General features: G+C 66.1%; 14 protein-coding genes. 4 read left to right on the top strand and 10 right to left on the bottom strand.

Annotated elements, in window-relative coordinates; translation table 11 throughout:
* Positions 1-22: 22 nt before the first annotated feature.
* Both AC6A67_RS02475 and AC6A67_RS02480 read left to right on the top strand, forming a co-directional pair.
* Positions 23-1,894: a glycosyltransferase gene (locus AC6A67_RS02475; RefSeq protein ID WP_498034950.1), complete on the top strand. Its 1,872-nt coding sequence runs from the start codon at positions 23-25 to the stop codon at positions 1,892-1,894.
* A gap of 292 nt (positions 1,895-2,186) precedes the next feature.
* Positions 2,187-3,134 carry a DMT family transporter gene (locus tag AC6A67_RS02480; RefSeq protein ID WP_498034952.1) on the top strand — a complete coding sequence of 316 codons (948 nt, stop codon included), beginning with the start codon at positions 2,187-2,189 and terminating at the stop codon, positions 3,132-3,134.
* Positions 3,135-3,320: 186 nt separating this feature from the next.
* Here the strand turns inward: AC6A67_RS02480 and AC6A67_RS02485 are convergent, their stop codons facing one another.
* From AC6A67_RS02485 to AC6A67_RS02510, 6 genes are all read right to left on the bottom strand, one after another.
* Positions 3,321-3,842 (bottom strand): RNA pyrophosphohydrolase, encoded by a 522-nt coding sequence (locus AC6A67_RS02485; RefSeq protein WP_498034953.1) that lies wholly within the window; start codon positions 3,840-3,842, stop codon positions 3,321-3,323.
* 351 nt (positions 3,843-4,193) lie between these two features.
* Complete coding sequence (locus tag AC6A67_RS02490; protein ID WP_498034954.1) at positions 4,194-5,771, bottom strand: S41 family peptidase; 1,578 nt, start codon at positions 5,769-5,771, stop codon at positions 4,194-4,196.
* Positions 5,771-7,072 carry a murein hydrolase activator EnvC family protein gene (locus tag AC6A67_RS02495; protein WP_498034955.1) on the bottom strand — a complete coding sequence of 434 codons (1,302 nt, stop codon included), beginning with the start codon at positions 7,070-7,072 and terminating at the stop codon, positions 5,771-5,773. The genes AC6A67_RS02490 and AC6A67_RS02495 overlap by 1 nt, the downstream gene beginning before the upstream one ends.
* Positions 7,073-7,422: 350 nt before the next feature.
* Positions 7,423-7,902 carry a 23S rRNA (pseudouridine(1915)-N(3))-methyltransferase RlmH gene (rlmH, locus tag AC6A67_RS02500; protein WP_498034956.1) on the bottom strand — a complete coding sequence of 160 codons (480 nt, stop codon included), beginning with the start codon at positions 7,900-7,902 and terminating at the stop codon, positions 7,423-7,425.
* A 114-nt stretch (positions 7,903-8,016) separates the two neighbouring features.
* Positions 8,017-8,454, bottom strand: coding sequence for a ribosome silencing factor (gene rsfS / locus AC6A67_RS02505; protein WP_498034957.1), 438 nt, complete (start codon positions 8,452-8,454; stop codon positions 8,017-8,019).
* Positions 8,455-8,572: 118 nt separating this feature from the next.
* On the bottom strand, positions 8,573-9,229 hold the full coding sequence (locus AC6A67_RS02510; protein WP_498034958.1) for a nicotinate-nucleotide adenylyltransferase: 657 nt from the start codon (positions 9,227-9,229) through the stop codon (positions 8,573-8,575).
* Positions 9,230-9,310: 81 nt separating this feature from the next.
* Here AC6A67_RS02510 and AC6A67_RS02515 point away from each other — a divergent pair, with 81 nt between their 5' ends.
* Complete coding sequence (locus AC6A67_RS02515) at positions 9,311-9,598, top strand: hypothetical protein (RefSeq protein ID WP_498034959.1); 288 nt, start codon at positions 9,311-9,313, stop codon at positions 9,596-9,598.
* 78 nt (positions 9,599-9,676) lie between these two features.
* Here the strand turns inward: AC6A67_RS02515 and AC6A67_RS02520 are convergent, their stop codons facing one another.
* Entirely contained in the window at positions 9,677-10,918 is a 1,242-nt protein-coding gene (locus tag AC6A67_RS02520; protein ID WP_498035003.1) for a glutamate-5-semialdehyde dehydrogenase, read from the bottom strand.
* Positions 10,919-11,221: 303 nt separating this feature from the next.
* On the bottom strand, positions 11,222-12,367 hold the full coding sequence (proB, locus tag AC6A67_RS02525) for a glutamate 5-kinase (RefSeq protein ID WP_498034960.1): 1,146 nt from the start codon (positions 12,365-12,367) through the stop codon (positions 11,222-11,224).
* A 395-nt stretch (positions 12,368-12,762) separates the two neighbouring features.
* Between proB and AC6A67_RS02530 the strand changes: the two genes are divergently transcribed.
* A complete protein-coding gene (locus AC6A67_RS02530; RefSeq protein WP_498034961.1) occupies positions 12,763-13,797 on the top strand; it encodes a complex I NDUFA9 subunit family protein in 1,035 nt (344 codons plus the stop codon).
* A gap of 86 nt (positions 13,798-13,883) precedes the next feature.
* Here the strand turns inward: AC6A67_RS02530 and AC6A67_RS02535 are convergent, their stop codons facing one another.
* Positions 13,884-14,630, bottom strand: coding sequence for a sulfate transporter family protein (locus AC6A67_RS02535; protein ID WP_498034962.1), 747 nt, complete (start codon positions 14,628-14,630; stop codon positions 13,884-13,886).
* A 401-nt stretch (positions 14,631-15,031) separates the two neighbouring features.
* A complete protein-coding gene (locus AC6A67_RS02540; RefSeq protein ID WP_498034963.1) occupies positions 15,032-15,904 on the bottom strand; it encodes a YiiX/YebB-like N1pC/P60 family cysteine hydrolase in 873 nt (290 codons plus the stop codon).
* Positions 15,905-15,927: the final 23 nt, after the last annotated feature.

A 15,927-nucleotide genomic window follows, 5' to 3' on the forward strand; every position in this document is an offset into this window, starting at 1 on the left:
TCTTAGCTTTCAGGTCCAACCATTGAAAAATGCCGCCGCCGAGCATCATTGCACTGCCTGTACTGCGGACGGCAAGGCGGGCGTCGGCCCTGGGGATGAGGGCCTGACGATCGCCGCTCAGCGTCGTCTGTCGCGCAGACTGTTCAGGCGACTGCTTCCGCCCGCGATCCGGCGCTGGCTGCGTGGCCGCCTTGCGCCGTTGCTCGCCTCCGGGGCCGCACGGCGCATAGACGGCTGGAGGCGACCTTACAGATATACGCCGCCTGCCAGACCCGCCGATCTTGAGGCGCGTCTCGCCCAGCCGGGCATGGACGTCAGCTTCTCCATCGTCACCCCGACCTGGAATACGCCGCCGGAGCTGCTGCAGGCGATGCTGCGGTCGGTGCAGGACCAATGGTATCCGCGCTGGCAACTGATCCTCGCCGATGACGCCAGCACGGCGGAGGAAACGCAGAAGGCGCTCGATGCGATTGACGACCCACGGGTCAAGGTGTTGCGCACGGCCGAAAATGGCGGCATCTCGGAGGCCACCAACCGGGCCATCGTTGAGGCGCGCGGCGACTATATCGTGTTCCTCGATCACGACGACGCGCTTAGCGTCGATTGCCTGTATGAACTGGCCAAGGCTATCGCCGAAACGGGCGCCGACTATCTGTACAGTGATGAGGACAAGCTGTCGCCGGAGGGGCGGTATGTCGAACCATTCTTCAAGCCGGACTGGTCGCCCGATGCGCTGATGAGCATCATGTATACGGGCCACGTCAGTTGCGTGCGCCGGTCATTGCTGGCGCAGACGGGCCTGCTGCGCCGGGATTATGACGGCAGCCAGGATTGGGATCTGGTGTTGCGCATCGCCGAGAAGGCCGAGCGCATCGTGCATATTCCGCGCGTGCTCTACCATTGGCGGATTAACCCTGGCTCTGCTGCGGGCGACGCCGCAGCCAAACCCTACGCCATCGACGCCGGGCGTCGCGCCCGCATCGACGCGCTCGCGAGGCGCGGCGTCAGCGGCGAACTGGAGCCGATCGACGAAGCCAAAGGATACTTCCGGGTGCGCCCGCATGTGCAGGGCGCGCCGCTCATCTCGATCATAATTCCCAGCAAAAATAATGGCGCGGTACTGAGCAATTGCCTCGCCAGCATCCGCGCCAGGAGCACATGGGCGCATTATGAGCTGGTGCTGATCGACAATGGCTCAGACGACGCCGCGACGCTCGCTATTTTCGCTGACCAACAGGCGCTCGGGGCGACGGTGATCCGTCATGATGCGCCGTTCAACTACTCTGAGATCAACAATATCGGCGTGCGGGCGGCGCAAGGCGAATTGCTGCTGTTCCTCAATGACGACACCGAGGTGGTGACGCCGGACTGGCTGGAACGCATGGCCGGCTTCGCCCAGCTGGCGCATGTGGGCGCCGTTGGCGCCAAGCTGCTTTATCCAGGCAATGGGCTTGTACAGCATGTGGGGGTGATCAATATTGGCAATGGTCCGGTGCACGCATTCCAATATGCCAATCCCGCCAACCCAGGCTATTTTCTGCGCAATGTGCTCGAATACAATTGGCTTGCCGTGACTGGCGCCTGCCTGATGATTTCGCGAAACAAATTCGACGAAATTTCGGGTTTCAACGAGCACATGCCTGTGGCTTACAATGATGTCGATCTCTGTATGCGGCTGTCCAGGGCGGGATACTTTAACGTTGTCACACCAGCCGTCCGGCTACTCCACTATGAATCCATCACTCGGGGCGATGATCTGGATGATCCTGTCAAACTGGCGCGCCTGAACGCTGATCGGGAGACGCTCTACGCGGGAAACCCGCAGTTTCGGGGGCGCGATCCATTCTACAATCCGAACCTCAGTCAGCACGGCGTCCATTTCGCATTGCCATGAGTGCACCGGGCGGTGGTCGACCACGTGCTGGTGAGCCGCGTGCATAATTGGTTTGGCGCCCGTTATTGCGTGAGCCAGGTTCCCGGACAGGCGGCGCGGCTCATGTGCCGCCACGAAGTGCGCCCTATCTACCGCAGCAGGTGACAGACGATAATGTGCTGTGAGAGCTGAATTGCAGCGTTCGGGATGTGGGAACCTCACGGGAAGCCCTCTATAGTCCGGCGGCGCGCGGGCGAGGCGGCGCCCCGTGATTTGCCCGCCGCCGTTTCGCTGAGGCCAGGCTTCCCCACACATGACCGCACCCGCCATCAATACCCGGATGACCGGCCGTCACTGGCTGATGCTGCTCGTGCTGTCGATGTTATGGGGCGGCGGCTTCATGTTCATCAAGATCGCCCTGCGCGGCGGCATCGCGCCCTTCTCCATCGTCGCCTGCCGGGTCGGCGTCGGCGCGCTGGCGCTGGGCGCGATACTTTACGCCACGCGCACGCGGCTGCCGCGTTCGTTCACGGTGTGGCGCGCGTTTTTCATCATGGGGGCGCTGAATAACCTCGTGCCCTGGATGATGGTGGCCTGGGCGCAGACCCAGATCCCGTCAGCGCTTGCCGCCATCCTCAACGCGCCGACGCCGCTGATCACGGCTGTGCTGGCGCATTTTCTGACCGCCGATGAGAAACTGACGCGGCAGAAGTTCACTGGCGTCATCGCGGGCATTCTGGGCGTCGCCCTCGTGGTCGGCCCAGGCGTGCTCGGCGGCATGGACAAGACCGCCATGGCCCAGCTGATCTGCGCCTCGGCGACGCTGAGCTATGCGGCGTCCGGCGTCTATGGCCGGGTGTTCGGCTCCATGAACGTCGCGCCAATCGCCGCGGCGTTCGGCCAGCAATTGATGGTGGCCTGCGTGATCATTCCGGTGGCGCTGGTCGTCGATCAGCCCTGGAGCCTGCCAATGCCGCAGCTGAGCGCCTTTGGCGCCGTGCTGGCGCTCGGCGTCATCGGCACGGCGCTGCCCTATATTCTGTTCTACCGATTGTTGGCGGAGGCCGGGGCCACCAATCTGATGCTGGTCAATCTGTTGATTCCCGGCTGGGCCGTGGCGCTGGGGGCGATCGTGCTCGGCGAACGGCTGCCGCCGACAGCCTTTGCCGGCATGGCGCTGGTGGCTTTCGGGCTGGCGATCATCGACGGGCGGCTGTTCGCCATGCTGCGCCGCTGGCGCGCCGGATCAGGCGGCGCCTGAGCCGGCGATCGTCGCGCCAAGGTAGAAGCGATCATTGCCTGTTTGCTGCGCGCGGTCTCATTCCACGACCCGACGTGCCTGGCTCAGTGCGGGCTGGTCAAGCACTTGTGGCGACTGATCAGTTGAGGTCGCAGATGCATCGGCAGCTTCGCGCCTGGCAGCGCCCGGCGTCTCAGCCAGCCAACCTCAGTTCTGCGGCAGATCGGCGAAGGCCGCGACCACCTGCTCATAGACCGGGCGCTTGAAGGGAATGATCAGCTCGGGCAGGCTGGCCATCGGCGCCCAGCGCCAGTCGCTGAACTCGGCCTTGTGACCGCCCGCCGGGCGCCGGACATTGATCTCGGCCTCGTCGCCGGTGAAGCGCAGGGCGAACCATTTCTGCTTCTGACCACGATAGCGACCGCGCCACGAGCGCTTGAGAATCTCCTGGGGGAGGTCGTAGCTGTACCAGTCCGGGGCTTCCGCCACCAATGTCACGGAGCTGACGCTGGTTTCCTCATAGAGCTCGCGCAGCGCGGCGGGGTAGGGATCCTCTCCGGCGTCGATGCCGCCCTGGGGCATCTGCCAGGCGTAGCCGCCATTGACATGCTCGGGCCCCGACTCGGCGCGGCGCTTGCCGACAAACACCTCGTTCCTGTCGTTGAGCAGCATCACGCCGACACACAGCCGGTAAGGAAGGTCGAGGAATCGCTTGTGGTCGTCGCGCATCTGTCCGCTCTGCAGGAAACTTCGCCAGTTCGGGGTTTCCCCACACTGTTGTTATGCAGGAGCGGACGGCGATCTGGCAATGGCCGGTATAGGCGCGACAGGTGAATGGCGATCGCCGCGGGGGCACAAGCCGCAGCATCCGCGCCAGAGCTACTGGATCGCGGCGCCGCGTGGCCGTCAGCTGCGCGGAACCGGCTGGACCTTGAGACAGGGCGCCGGGGTCGCCAATGCCGCCAGGGGCAAAGCCACGTTACGGCGGGCGGCTTCAGGGGCGTGGACGCTGAACAAGCAAAGCCTGACGCGTCATGGGGTGACGGCGTCAGGCTTCACAGGCGCCTTAGGTGACGCGGTTCAGTTTTTCGCCTTGGCCGCCTCAGCCGGCGCCGGGGCGCTGGCGGTGACCTTGCCAGTGCGCAGCAGCTCAAACGCCGCCTGAAGCTGCTTGTCCTTGGCCGGGTCCGGCGGGATGTAGGCCGACGAGCCCGACTGCTCTTCTGCCGGCTTGTCCTTGGCCGCCTTGTCAGCGCCAGCCTTGTCCTTGCCGGCCATGTCCTTGCCCGCCTGGTCCTTGCCCGCCTGGTCCTTTGTCGGCTGGTTCCTGGTCGCCTTGTCAGCAGGCGTCTTCTCCGAAGCCGATTTGTCCGTCGCGCCCGTATCGGCCGCGCCCTTGTCGGCGCCCTTGTCGGTCGCGGGCTTTTCCTGATCCTTGTCCACAGCCTTGCTGACGTCGGGCTGGGTGCGGTCGCGGCGTTCGCCGGTCAGGTGGCCGCGCAGGCCGGCCTCTCCCTTGGTCTCGTCCTTGCCCTTGAGCTCGTCCGGGATGTCCTGCAGCACCACCATGTCGGGGTCGATGCCCTTGGCCTGGATGGAGCGGCCCGATGGCGTGTAATAGCGCGCCGTGGTCAGACGCAGCGCGCCATTGGCCCCAAGCGGGATAATGGTCTGCACCGAGCCCTTGCCGAACGAGCGGGTGCCGATCAGCGTCGCGCGCTTGTGATCCTGCAGCGCGCCAGCGACGATCTCAGCCGCCGAGGCCGAGCCGCCATTGATCAGCACCACTATGGGCTTGCCATTGGTCAGATCGCCGGAACGGGCGGTGAAGCGCTGGGTCTCGTCGGCGTTACGGCCACGGGTCGAGACGATCTCCCCACGGTTGAGGAAGGCGTCGGAGACATAGACCGCCTGGTCGAGCAGGCCGCCGCGATTATTGCGCAGATCGAGCACATAGCCCTTGATCTTGTCGGCGCCGATTTCCTTGGCGGTCTTCTCGATCGCCGCCTTCACGTCATCAAACGAGTGCTCGATGAACTGGGTCAGGCGGATGTAGGCGATGTCGCCCTCGACACGGGAGCGCACCGAGCGAATCGAAATCATCTCGCGGGTCAGCGTGACCTGCAGCGGCTCCTTGCGGCCCGGGCGCTGGATGGTCAGCGTCACCTTGGTGTTGACCGGACCGCGCATCTTGTCCACGGCCTGGTTGAGGGCCATGCCCTGAACCGCCTCACCATCAATCTTGGTGATCAGATCATTGGTGAGGATGCCGGCGCGGGCGGCCGGGGTGTCGTCGATCGGCGTCACCACCTTGATCTGGCCGTCCTCCTGCGTCACCTCGATGCCGAGGCCGCCGAACTGGCCGCGCGTCTCCACCTGCATGTCCTTGAACGCCTTGGCGTCCATATAGCTGGAGTGCGGATCAAGCGATGTCAGCATGCCGTTGATCGCCGCCTCGATCATTTTACCTTCGGCAGGCTTTTCAACGTAGTCGCTGCGGACTTTTTCAAACACATCGCCGAACAGATTGAGCTGCCGATAGATGTCCGGCGAGGCGGCGGTGGCGCTGGTGGTGGACATCAGCCGGGTCTGCGTCGCCGCCAGCGACATGCCGACGCCCAATGCCACGCCACACACCAGAATCGAAATCTTCCGCATTATCCGCGAACCTTTTCGCCTTGAGACGCGCCGGGGGATTTTGCCCACCAGGGCGTGGGGTCAATCGCCCCGCCATCCTTTCGGAATTCCACATAAAGGGCCGGACCCGACGCCGCATCCGGACGCCCGGCGGCGGCGCTGTCGCCAGCAGCCTGTTCAGGCTTGCCGACGCCCCGGTCTGACCCCTTGCCCATGACGGCCACGGGCTCACCAGCGAGAACAAACTGCCCAAGACTGACGTTGATACGTTCCATGCCTGCAAGCAGCACATAGTACCCACCGCCGGCATTTATGATCAAGAGTTGCCCAAAGGAACGGAACGGCCCAGCAAAAGACACCCAACCATCGGAAGGCGCCGAAACCACGGCGCCCGGCTGGCTGGCGATGGTTATGCCCTGGGATTTCGCCCCCGCTGCATCCGTCGCGCCAAAGCTGACCAGTTCACGGCCGCCGACAGGCATCGGCAGCTGGCCGCGCGCGTCGACGAAGGCGATCTTCGGCTCCAGCCGCGCCGGGTCCTTGAAGGCGAGGGCCGCCAGTTGCTCCTTGGCGTTCTTCAGCTCGGCCTCGGCCTTGCGCGCCGCCTCGCTATTGCGCTGCGCCGCTCCAAGCTCCGCCTCCAGCCTGGCGATCAGGCTTTTCAGATCGGTGGCCTGCTTCGCCAGCCCCGCCGCCTGTTCGGCCTGGTCGGTGGTCTCCTGTTCGGCGCCGGCCAGTCGCGCCTGGCGCGCCTCGATCAGCGCCGTCAGCCTGCGGCGCTCTTCAACGATCGCCTCCATTTCGGCGAACAGGCGCTGCTTGTCGGCCTTAATGGCGTCGCCAAGCCGCACAAGTTCGGCGAGGTCAGTGGCGAGCGCGCGGGTTTCCGCCCGCAATTCCGGCACCACGGCGCCGAGCAAAATAGACGTGCGCACGGCGGCCAGCAGATCGTCGGGACTGGCGAGCACGGCGGGCGGCGGGCGCCGACCGATGCGCTGCAGCGCCGCCATCACTTCGACGATGACATCCTGGCGGCTCTGGAACGAGCGGCGGATGGCGTCAGCGCTGTCATTGAGCGTGGCGAGGCGTGCTTCGAGCCCGGCGATGCGTTCTTCCGTCGCCTGCACCTTGCTGGTGGTGTTCAGCAGGGCGCCATTCAGCCGGGCGCGGTCGAGCTTGATGGCGGCGATCTCCGCTTCAAGCCGGATACGGGATTCTTCATTGGAATGCAGGCGCGATTCGATAGCCTTTAGCTCGGCCTCGCGGGCATCCTTCTCCCGCTGCGCCGCCGACGGCGCCGGCTGGGCCTGTAACGGCGCCATGGCGCTCATGCCCAGCAGGGCGCCCAGCACGCCCACGCATACCCCGGCGCGCCAAAGACCACGCCAATGGGCGCGTCGGCGAGCAACAGGTTGGGCCATGACCATGGGGCGGAGCATATAGCGGATCAGCTCTGTCGGGCGGGGACAATCAGGCTGTCACTATAGGGGAGGGCGGTAAACGCCGCCTTTGCAAAACGAAGCTTATCCACGCTGCCCACGCCAATCATCCGCCGCACCAGCCATTGTCATGCGCCCGTAATCGGGCGAGGCTGGGGCAGAGCGCGCGTTATGCGGTTTATTTTGCGCGCAAGGGCAAAATCGCCTGAGACGCTCCGCCTTTGCGGCCCAGATCAGCTGCGGTGATAGGGGTGGCCGTCAATAATGGTCATGATGCGGTAGATCTGCTCAAGCGCGATCACCCGCACCAATTGATGCGGCAGCGTCATGGCCCCGAACGACAGCACCAGTTTCGCCTGGTCGCGCACGCTCTGGTCGAGGCCATCGGCGCCGCCGATCACCAGGCACAGATGCTCGGCGCCGCTCTCGCGCAGGGCGTCAAAGCGCGCCGCCACCGCTTCGCTGTTCAACGCCGGTCCGCGTTCATCGAAGACGAACAGCGCCGCGCCCGCCGCGCGCGACAGAATCGCCTGGGCTTCCTCGGCCTTGCGGCGGCTGGCGTCGCTGGCGCGGCTTTCGGCCAGCTCCACCACCTGCATTTGGGTGACGCCAAGGCCGCGCCCCTGGGCGATGGCGCGCTGCAAATAGCGATCGGCCAGTTCCCGCTCGGGGCCAGCCTTCATCTTGCCAATGGCGATCAGGGTGAGTTTCACGCTCGGGTCCGCGACACGCGCATCGCCATCAGACACATGCGCCTGATGGTTCTCGATGCGCCCAGCCCATGGAAAGCTGGAGCAAGGCCCAGCCCGGCGATGGCGAACCCGGCTTTAGCCCGCCTTGTCGGCGCCAGGGGCCGCGCTCCACATCTTCTCCAGATTGTAGAAGGAACGCACTTCGGGGCGGAACACGTGGATGATCAGATCGCCAGCGTCGACCAGCACCCAGTCGCAGGTGGGGAAGCCCTCATCCTTGATTCCACGCACGCCAGCGGCGTGCAGGTTCTCAATCAGCTTCTCGGCGATGGAGCCGACATGGCGATTCGACCGACCCGAGGCGATGATCATGGCGTCCGCAAGTGAGGTCTTGCCGCGCAAATCCAGCTCGACGATGTCCTCGGCCTTCATCTCATCCAGCGACTGCATGGCCACGGCGACAAGATTGGCGAGCGAGACATCGGCGGCCAAATCCGCCGCCATATCTGGGGCGACGTCTTCGGCGACGGCGCCAGGAATCTGCTGTTCGGTGTCCGGTGTACGATTGGGCATATGTGTGCGCGGGGCGCCTTCTGGTAAACGCGATGGGTCCATCGCCTTTCGGCAACATAGTCGCATCCACCCCGCCATTCAACGCGCGGCGGCGTCGCGTTTGCGCCAAAGCGCCCGCTCAGGTCGTAGGCGAGGGCGCCTTGCCTTCCGCTGCCTCGCCGTCCGCCGCCTTGTCGGTCCCGGCCTTGCGCAATGCGGTTGATGACAGTGTCGAGCGGGGCCCGTGCAGTAAGGTCCATGCCGGGGCGCGGCGTGAGGCGAGGCTGTGGGCCTGCGCCTCGGGGACCCTGGCGGCTGCGAAACGCCGCGCGGCTGGCGCGGCCGTGGCCCTGAGCGTGTCGCCGGGCCGGTCGATCACCGCCACCGGCACATGTCGCATCAATTGGCGCCAGTTGCGCCAGCGGTGCAGACTGGTGAGGCTGTCGCCGCCGATGATCCAGACGAAATGCACGCGCGGGAAGCGTTTCTGCAGATACGCGATGGTCTGCTGACTGTATCGGGCGCCAATATCAGCCTCAAAGCCGGTGACATGAAAACGCGGATGCCGCGCCATGGCGCGGGTCAGCGCCAGCCGTTTGGCAACATCGGGCAGGCCATCGCGGGACTTAAGTGGATTTCCCGGCGTCACCAGCCACCAGACCTGATCAAGCCCGAGCCGCTTCAGCGCCTGCAACGCCACCAGGCGATGGGCGGCGTGGGGCGGATTGAACGAGCCGCCATACAGGCCGATACGGGCGCCGTCGGCGAGCGGCGGCAAGCGCCAGCGCGCGATCATGGCGTCGCCCTGAAATATTGAACAAAATCCGCGCTTTGCATGTTATTCTTGTGGGAAGAAGGCCAATGCAGGGAGGTGGTCATGTTCATCCATCTGACAGATCCGGCCGATCATAGCCGTATTGTGCTGAATGCGTCATGCATCCTGATGCTGCGCCCTTCGGCCCAGGGCGGCTCAACCATTTATTTGACGACAGGCGCGACCCATCATCCCGACATGTTGCGGGCCCGCGAGACGCCAGAGGACATTCTTGGGCTGATCAACGCAGGCTCGGCGGCGAATGCGAACGGCGGTCCTGTGGCGTCGGCAGAAACGGGGGCCGGCGCCTTCGAACCCGGCCCGGTGGAGACCGCACGGCCAGCGCACTGACGCTGTGGCCGCGCCGTGTCGCTGGCCAGACAGGCTAACGACACGGCTACTGCAAGGTCTGGTCAGGGGCGGGTCTGGTCAGGGGCGGGTTTGGCCGGCGCCACGCACCTTGTATTTGAACGAGGTCAGCTGCTCGGCCCCGACAGGGCCGCGCGCGTGCATGCGGCCGGTGGCGATGCCGATCTCGCCGCCGAAGCCAAACTCGCCGCCATCAGCGAACTGGGTCGAGGCATTGTGCAGCACGATGGCCGAATCGACCTCATTGAGGAAGCGCTCGGCCCGCGCCTTGTTCTCCGTGATGATGCAGTCGGTGTGCTGGGAGGAGAAAGCGTTGATATGCGCCAGCGCGCCATCGAGCCCATCCACCAGCCGCGCCGAAATGATCGCCTCGAGATATTCCGTGCTCCAGTCGGCGTCGCTGACGTCGGTGACGCGGGGGTCGACCGCCTTGATGTCGGCGTCGCCGCGCACTTCGCAACCGGCGTCGAGCAGCATGCTCACCAGCGGTTGCAGCAGCCGGTCGGCGGCGGCGCGGTCAACCAGCAGGGTCTCCGCCGCGCCACAGATCGAGGTGCGGCGCATTTTGGAGTTGAGCAGCACGGTGCGCGCCGTCTCCAGCGCCGCCTCGCCGTCGACATAGACATGCACCAGGCCTTCGAGGTGAGCGAACACCGGCACGCGGGCCTCGTTTTGCACCCGCTCAACGAGGCTTTTGCCGCCGCGCGGCACGATCACGTCAATGGCGCCGCCGAGGCCGCGCAGCATCTCGCCGACGGCGGCGCGATCACGGGTCGGCACCAGCTGCACCGCATCGGCAGGTACGCCGGCGCTGGCGAGACCCTTTGACATGGCGCTGGCAATGGCGCTGGCCGAGCGGAAACTGTCTGAGCCCGAGCGCAGGATCACGGCGTTGCCGGCCTTGAGGCTCAAGGCGGCGGCGTCGGCGGTGACATTGGGCCGGCTCTCAAAAATGATGCCGATGACGCCAAGCGGCGTCGACACGCGCTCGATCACCAGACCGTTGGGCCGCTCAAACGTCGCCAGCACCTTGCCGACCGGATCGGGCAGCGCGGCGATCGCGTCGACGCCGCTGGCGATGGCGTTGACCCGCGCCTCATCGAGCGCCAGCCGGTCGATATAGGCTTCGGTCTGGCCATTGGCGCGCGCCTCGGCGATGTCCTCGACATTGGCTGCGAGAATGGCGGGGGCAGCCTCGCGAATGGCGGCGGCGGCGGCGTGCAGCGCCGCGGCGCGGGTTTCGGCGCTGGCCAGCGCCAGGGCGCGCCGGGCGGCGACAGCGCGCACGCCCATGTCGGCCATCAATTGCGGCAGATCGGCAGCTGGCGTCGCAGGGCCACGGACAGCCTCGGCTGCGCGGATGGTCCGGTCGATGTCTGCTGCGGTCGTCATGACACTGCTTTCCTGCATATGAGGCCTGGGCCACATCGGCCCAGACATTTGGCGGCTTTCGCCAGGGAGCTTTTAATTACGGCCATCATTATTAGCCGCAGGGGCTGCGTTAGCGCAAGGGGCGCCAGGACGAGGGTAGCCAGGACAAGGGGAGCCAGGACGAGGGCAGCCAGGTCGAGGGTAGCCAGGACGAGGGGCGAGGCCGGGTGGCGCTCAGCCCGTCTCGTCCTTAGGGGCGCTGACCACCACCATGACGTCGCGATGGATCATCTCGGCGCGACCGGCATAGCCCACCAGCTCCACCACCTCGCTGCTGGCGTGGCCGGCCACGGCGCGGGCGTCGTCGGCGTCGAAATTGACCAGCCCACGCGCCACCACCACGCCATCGGCGGTACGCACCTGCACCGGATCGCCGCGCAGGAAGTCGCCTTCAACCCCCGTAACGCCAGCCGGCAGCAGGCTTTTGCCACGGCGCAGCGCCGCCACCGCGCCATCGTCGATGATCACCGCGCCGCTGGTCTCCAGCAGGCCGCTGATCCACTTCTTGCGGGCCCGCGCCGGGGTCGAGCGCGACAGGAACCAGGTCGCCGGGCCGCCCTCGATGATGCGGCGGATCGGGTGGTCGACGAGGCCCGAGGCGATGATCATATGGGCGCCGCCGGCAGTGGCGATCTTGCCGGCCTCGATCTTGGTGCGCATGCCGCCGCGCGAGAACTGGCTGGCGGCGCCGCCGGCCATCGCCTCGATCTCGGCGGTGATGCGCGGCACCACAGGAATGTGCTTCGCGTCCGGGTCAGAGCCAGGCGGGGCGGTGTACAGCCCGTCGATGTCTGACAACAGGATCAGCAGATCGGCGTCCGCCATGGTGGCGACGCGGGCGGCGAGGCGATCATTGTCGCCATAGCGAATCTCGCTCGTCGCCACGGTGTCATTCTCATTGATCACCGGGATGGCGCGCCATTCCAGCAGCTTGCCGACGGTGGCGCGGGCGTTGAGATAACGGCGCCGCTCTTCGGTGTCCCACAGGGTCACCAGCACCTGGCCGGCGGTGACGCCGCGCGCGCCCAGCGCCTCGGACCAGGTGCGGGCCAGAGCGATCTGCCCGACCGACGCGGCGGCCTGGCTCTCCTCCAGCCGCAGCGGCCCGAGCGGCAGGTTGAGCACAGCCCGGCCGAGCGAGATCGAACCGGAGGACACCACCAGCACGTCCTTGCCCGCCCTGTGCAGGGCGGCCAGATCGTCGGCCAGCGCCGACAGCCATTGCTGGCGCACGGCGCTGCGTTCGCGGTCTACCAATAGCGATGAGCCGACCTTCACAACGATGCGTCGGAACTGGTCGAGGGCAGGTGTCTCGGTCATGGATGGGCGAGCCTGGCGCCGCAGCGCGCGATGAAGTGACAGCGCCAGGGCCGGGGCCCTGATGCGGTAAATGGCGGCGCCAGCGTCTGCGGGCGCGGGCAGGCGGCTCTATACAGCATAATCCGGCATGTCTGGAATGAATTCCACGCGGCGCTACGTGGTGAGGGACGATGGCCAGCGACGCCAGCGATGGCTCTGAGCGGTCATGGCGCCCTTGTCGGGATGCGCTGGCTGGCGGATAACGGGCGCAACATATCGCCACGTCAGCGATCAGTTTGCCTTGACAGAGGCGGCGGGGGCTTGCGGCGCGACGCTGAAGGAGGCAGGAACAGATGTCCTGTCAGACGTCCGGTCGCGGTCCGTCGGGCAGCAGCAAGTTTCGGCGGGAGAGGTTTATGTCCAGCAGCATGCGTCAGCCATCCGACGTGCTCGTCACCGTTTTCGGCGGCTCCGGTTTCATTGGCCGTCACGTGGTGCGGGCGCTGGCGCGCGAGGGCTATCGCATCCGCGTCGCCGTGCGCCGCCCGGATCTGGCTTTTCACCTGCAGCCTTTGGGCGGCGTCGGCCAGATTCACGCCGTTCAGGCCAATCTGCGCAACCGCCCGTCCATTGCCCGCGCCATTGCCGGCGCTGATGTGGTGGTCAATCTGGTCGGCGTCATGCACCAGAGCGGCCGCCAGCGCTTCGACGCCGTGCATGGCTTCGGGGCGCGCGCTGTTGCGGAAGCCGCGGCGGCTGCTGGCGTTGAGCGGCTGGTGCACATCTCGGCGCTCGGCGTGTCGGCTGATTCGGAGAGCGCTTACGCCCGCTCCAAGGCCAATGCCGAGATCGCGGTGCGCGACGCCTTCCCTGGCGCGGTGATCCTGCGCCCGTCCGTGGTGTTCGGGCCGGAAGATCAGTTCTTCAACCGTTTCGCGCAATTGGCCACCTTCCTGCCGGTGCTGCCGATCGTCGGCGCCGACACCAGGGTGCAACCGGTGTTCGTCGGCGATGTCGCCGATGCGGTGGCGAGCGCCGTGGGCGGCGCGGGCGCGGCTGGCGTGACCTATGAGTTGGCGGGCCCCGAGGCGCTAAGCATGCGCGAGGCGGTGGATTACACCCTGTCGGTGATCAAGCGTCGCCGTGTGGTGGTCGGGTTGCCGTTCGGCCTCGCCCGTTTGCAGGCGCTGGGCCTCGAGATCGCCCACACCCTGTCGCTGGGTCTGCTGCCTGCCAGCCTGCGCCTGACCCGTGACCAGGTGGAGCTGCTGCGCCATGACAGCATCATCTCACCTGAAGCCGAGGCCGAGGGCCGCACGCTTGCAGGTCTTGGCGTGACGCCGTCGGGCTATGACGCCATCGTGCCGACCTATCTGTGGCGCTTCCGCAAGAAAGGCCAGTTTGAAGTTCCGCCGCAGGTGGGCTCGGGTGCAAAGAGCGTCGAGGCCTGACGGCGCTTCGCTTCAGAACCTCGGGCATCAGAACATCGCAATGAAAAAAGCCGCCTGCATCGGGCGGCTTTTTTGTCGCTGAACGCTCAGGCGGGATTGCCGGCGTCGGCTCCGAGCCGGGCGCGTTCGGCGCGCTCCACGCGTTTGTGAACGTGCACCATCAGGGCGATGCCGAACAGCGGCGTCAGCAGGTTGAGCACCGGAACCGCCACGAGGCAGGCGGTGATCAGCCCGGCGCCGAACACGGTTGCGCGGTTGCGCAGCCGCATGGCGCCGGCCTCGGGCATGGTCCGGAAGCGCCCCGCCGCCATCTCGAAATATTCGCGGCCGAGCAGATAGCCATTGGCGATGAAAAACGCAGCCAGATTCACGCCGGGAATAAAAAACAGCAACAGCGCGAACAGATTGACCACCAGCGACAGTCCGGCGAAGCGCAGGCCGTAGACGATCGAACGGGCGAATGACAGCGGCGTTCCCGGCGGATCGGACGGGTAATTGGTCATCTCGACCAGCTCGGCCGCATCGTCGAGGAAATAACCGGAGACCAGCGCCGACACCGGCGGGATCAGAAAGGCGAGGCCAATCAACAGGCCGGCGCCGACGACGAAGAAGGCCAGGCTGTCGAGAATGGGCCAGGAGGCGCTGAGGCTGTGGCCTTCAAGGTAATAGTTCAGCAGCCGCGTCAGCCCGAACCAGATCAGGCCGAGCACCAGGATGGTCAGGCCGACCGAACGCAGCAGCATGCTGCGAAACGGCGCCGACAGCACCTGGCGAAAGGCGCGCACGGCGGCGTCGATCAGATGGAGCGGGCCGATGGAGTGGGGTCGGTTCATACGGGGTCCATGGAGGCGCAGCGCCAGTTGAGGCGACGTCGCAAACAACGGGCGCCCGCGTCGCCTTGATGGGCGTCGCGGGCGGCGTATGCGGTATATGGGGCGTCGCGCGGCAATGTCATGGCGCGACGGACAGATTGCTTGCGCGCGCTGCCGCGCCAGGGGCAAAAATGCAAAATGCTGGCGCCGCATGATGGCGGATGCCCTCACTCGCACATCTAACCCGCATAAAGCGTTAAGGGCGTCGCGCAGACTGGCGCGACGGGCGTGCTGCGTTTCGACCGGCGACAGTGGAGCTTGCGAACGACCGCGTGGAGGCCTCCGGCCCAGGCCTCGGGTTCACGCCCCCTGGGGTCCCGCAGCGACCCTCGCTGGTCGTGGCCCGGAGTGGGCGGGGCGCGCTAGTTCAACAAGCCGGCGCTCGTCCCCTCGCTGGCCTGCGCCCTATGTTCGCCATCGTCATCCTGCGCCGCGGGCTGGCTCCACACCAGCTGCTTGTAGTCAAAGCTGCTTTCGATGGTCGGCTTGATGATGGCGAAATAGGGCGAGATGTCGAAGTCGCGCGGCGCGTACAGGCTGTGGTGGCGGATGTGCAGGATCTCGGCCCGGCTGAAGCGCGACATGGACTTGCGCGTCGCCACCTCCAGCCGCGGCAAAACCGGATAGCGCACCAGCTCGAAGGCCTGGGCGATCAAGGTCGAGCAGATGGCGCGGGTCGGCTCGCCTGACCCCAGCGCGATCATTCGGCGGCGGAACCGCGCCGGGGCCGGCAAGGGGAGTAGATAGCGGCCGAGATCAATCACATTGCGCATGTCATATCGGTGGCCGATGCGCGAACAGGCGTAGGCGAGCAGCGCGTCGCGATCATCCGGGGTCAACGCCACCGGCCGGCAGATGCGCACGCTGGCGCCGGCATATTTGGACAGCGGCGCCGTGGCGACGCCGCGCTTCACATCGGCCTCGACCAGCACATGCACATCGTTGGCCAAGGCCGCCTGGGCGTCGCTCTGACCCGAACGGCGCGTCGCGCCAGCGTCGTCGGGCGCATCAGCTGACAGAAACGACGGGCTGCAACCCGCGACCGGCAATGGACCGACATAGAGCGCGGCGTGGGACCAGCTCGACTGGGTCAGATATTTGATGATCGAGGCGATGCGAGTCGCGCCTTCGACCAGCAGCACGTCGCCAGGCTGCAGGGTGCGCGCCAGCGCATCCGGGTCAGGCGGAGCTGAAGGCTGGTAGCCGCGTACGGGCTGCATCAGAAAATCAGCCATGCGCCCGCCGAGCCAGGTCAGTA

Source organism: Camelimonas sp. FR25 (genome assembly GCF_059740505.1).

Bases quoted from the DNA above. Each gene is read 5' to 3' on its own strand.
- AC6A67_RS02540 (WP_498034963.1), bottom strand. From the start codon at position 15,904: ATGGCTGATTTTCTGATGCAGCCCGTACGCGGCTACCAGCCTTCAGCT.
- AC6A67_RS02485 (WP_498034953.1), bottom strand. From the start codon at position 3,842: ATGCGCGACGACCACAAGCGATTCCTCGACCTTCCTTACCGGCTGTGT.
- AC6A67_RS02490 (WP_498034954.1), bottom strand. From the start codon at position 5,771: ATGCGGAAGATTTCGATTCTGGTGTGTGGCGTGGCATTGGGCGTCGGC.
- AC6A67_RS02515 (WP_498034959.1), top strand. From the start codon at position 9,311: ATGTTCATCCATCTGACAGATCCGGCCGATCATAGCCGTATTGTGCTG.
- AC6A67_RS02520 (WP_498035003.1), bottom strand. From the start codon at position 10,918: ATGGCCGACATGGGCGTGCGCGCTGTCGCCGCCCGGCGCGCCCTGGCG.
- AC6A67_RS02530 (WP_498034961.1), top strand. From the start codon at position 12,763: ATGTCCAGCAGCATGCGTCAGCCATCCGACGTGCTCGTCACCGTTTTC.
- AC6A67_RS02535 (WP_498034962.1), bottom strand. From the start codon at position 14,630: ATGAACCGACCCCACTCCATCGGCCCGCTCCATCTGATCGACGCCGCC.
- rsfS (WP_498034957.1), bottom strand. From the start codon at position 8,454: ATGCCCAATCGTACACCGGACACCGAACAGCAGATTCCTGGCGCCGTC.
- AC6A67_RS02495 (WP_498034955.1), bottom strand. From the start codon at position 7,072: ATGGCGCCGTTACAGGCCCAGCCGGCGCCGTCGGCGGCGCAGCGGGAG.
- AC6A67_RS02480 (WP_498034952.1), top strand. From the start codon at position 2,187: ATGACCGCACCCGCCATCAATACCCGGATGACCGGCCGTCACTGGCTG.
- proB (WP_498034960.1), bottom strand. From the start codon at position 12,367: ATGACCGAGACACCTGCCCTCGACCAGTTCCGACGCATCGTTGTGAAG.
- AC6A67_RS02510 (WP_498034958.1), bottom strand. From the start codon at position 9,229: ATGATCGCGCGCTGGCGCTTGCCGCCGCTCGCCGACGGCGCCCGTATC.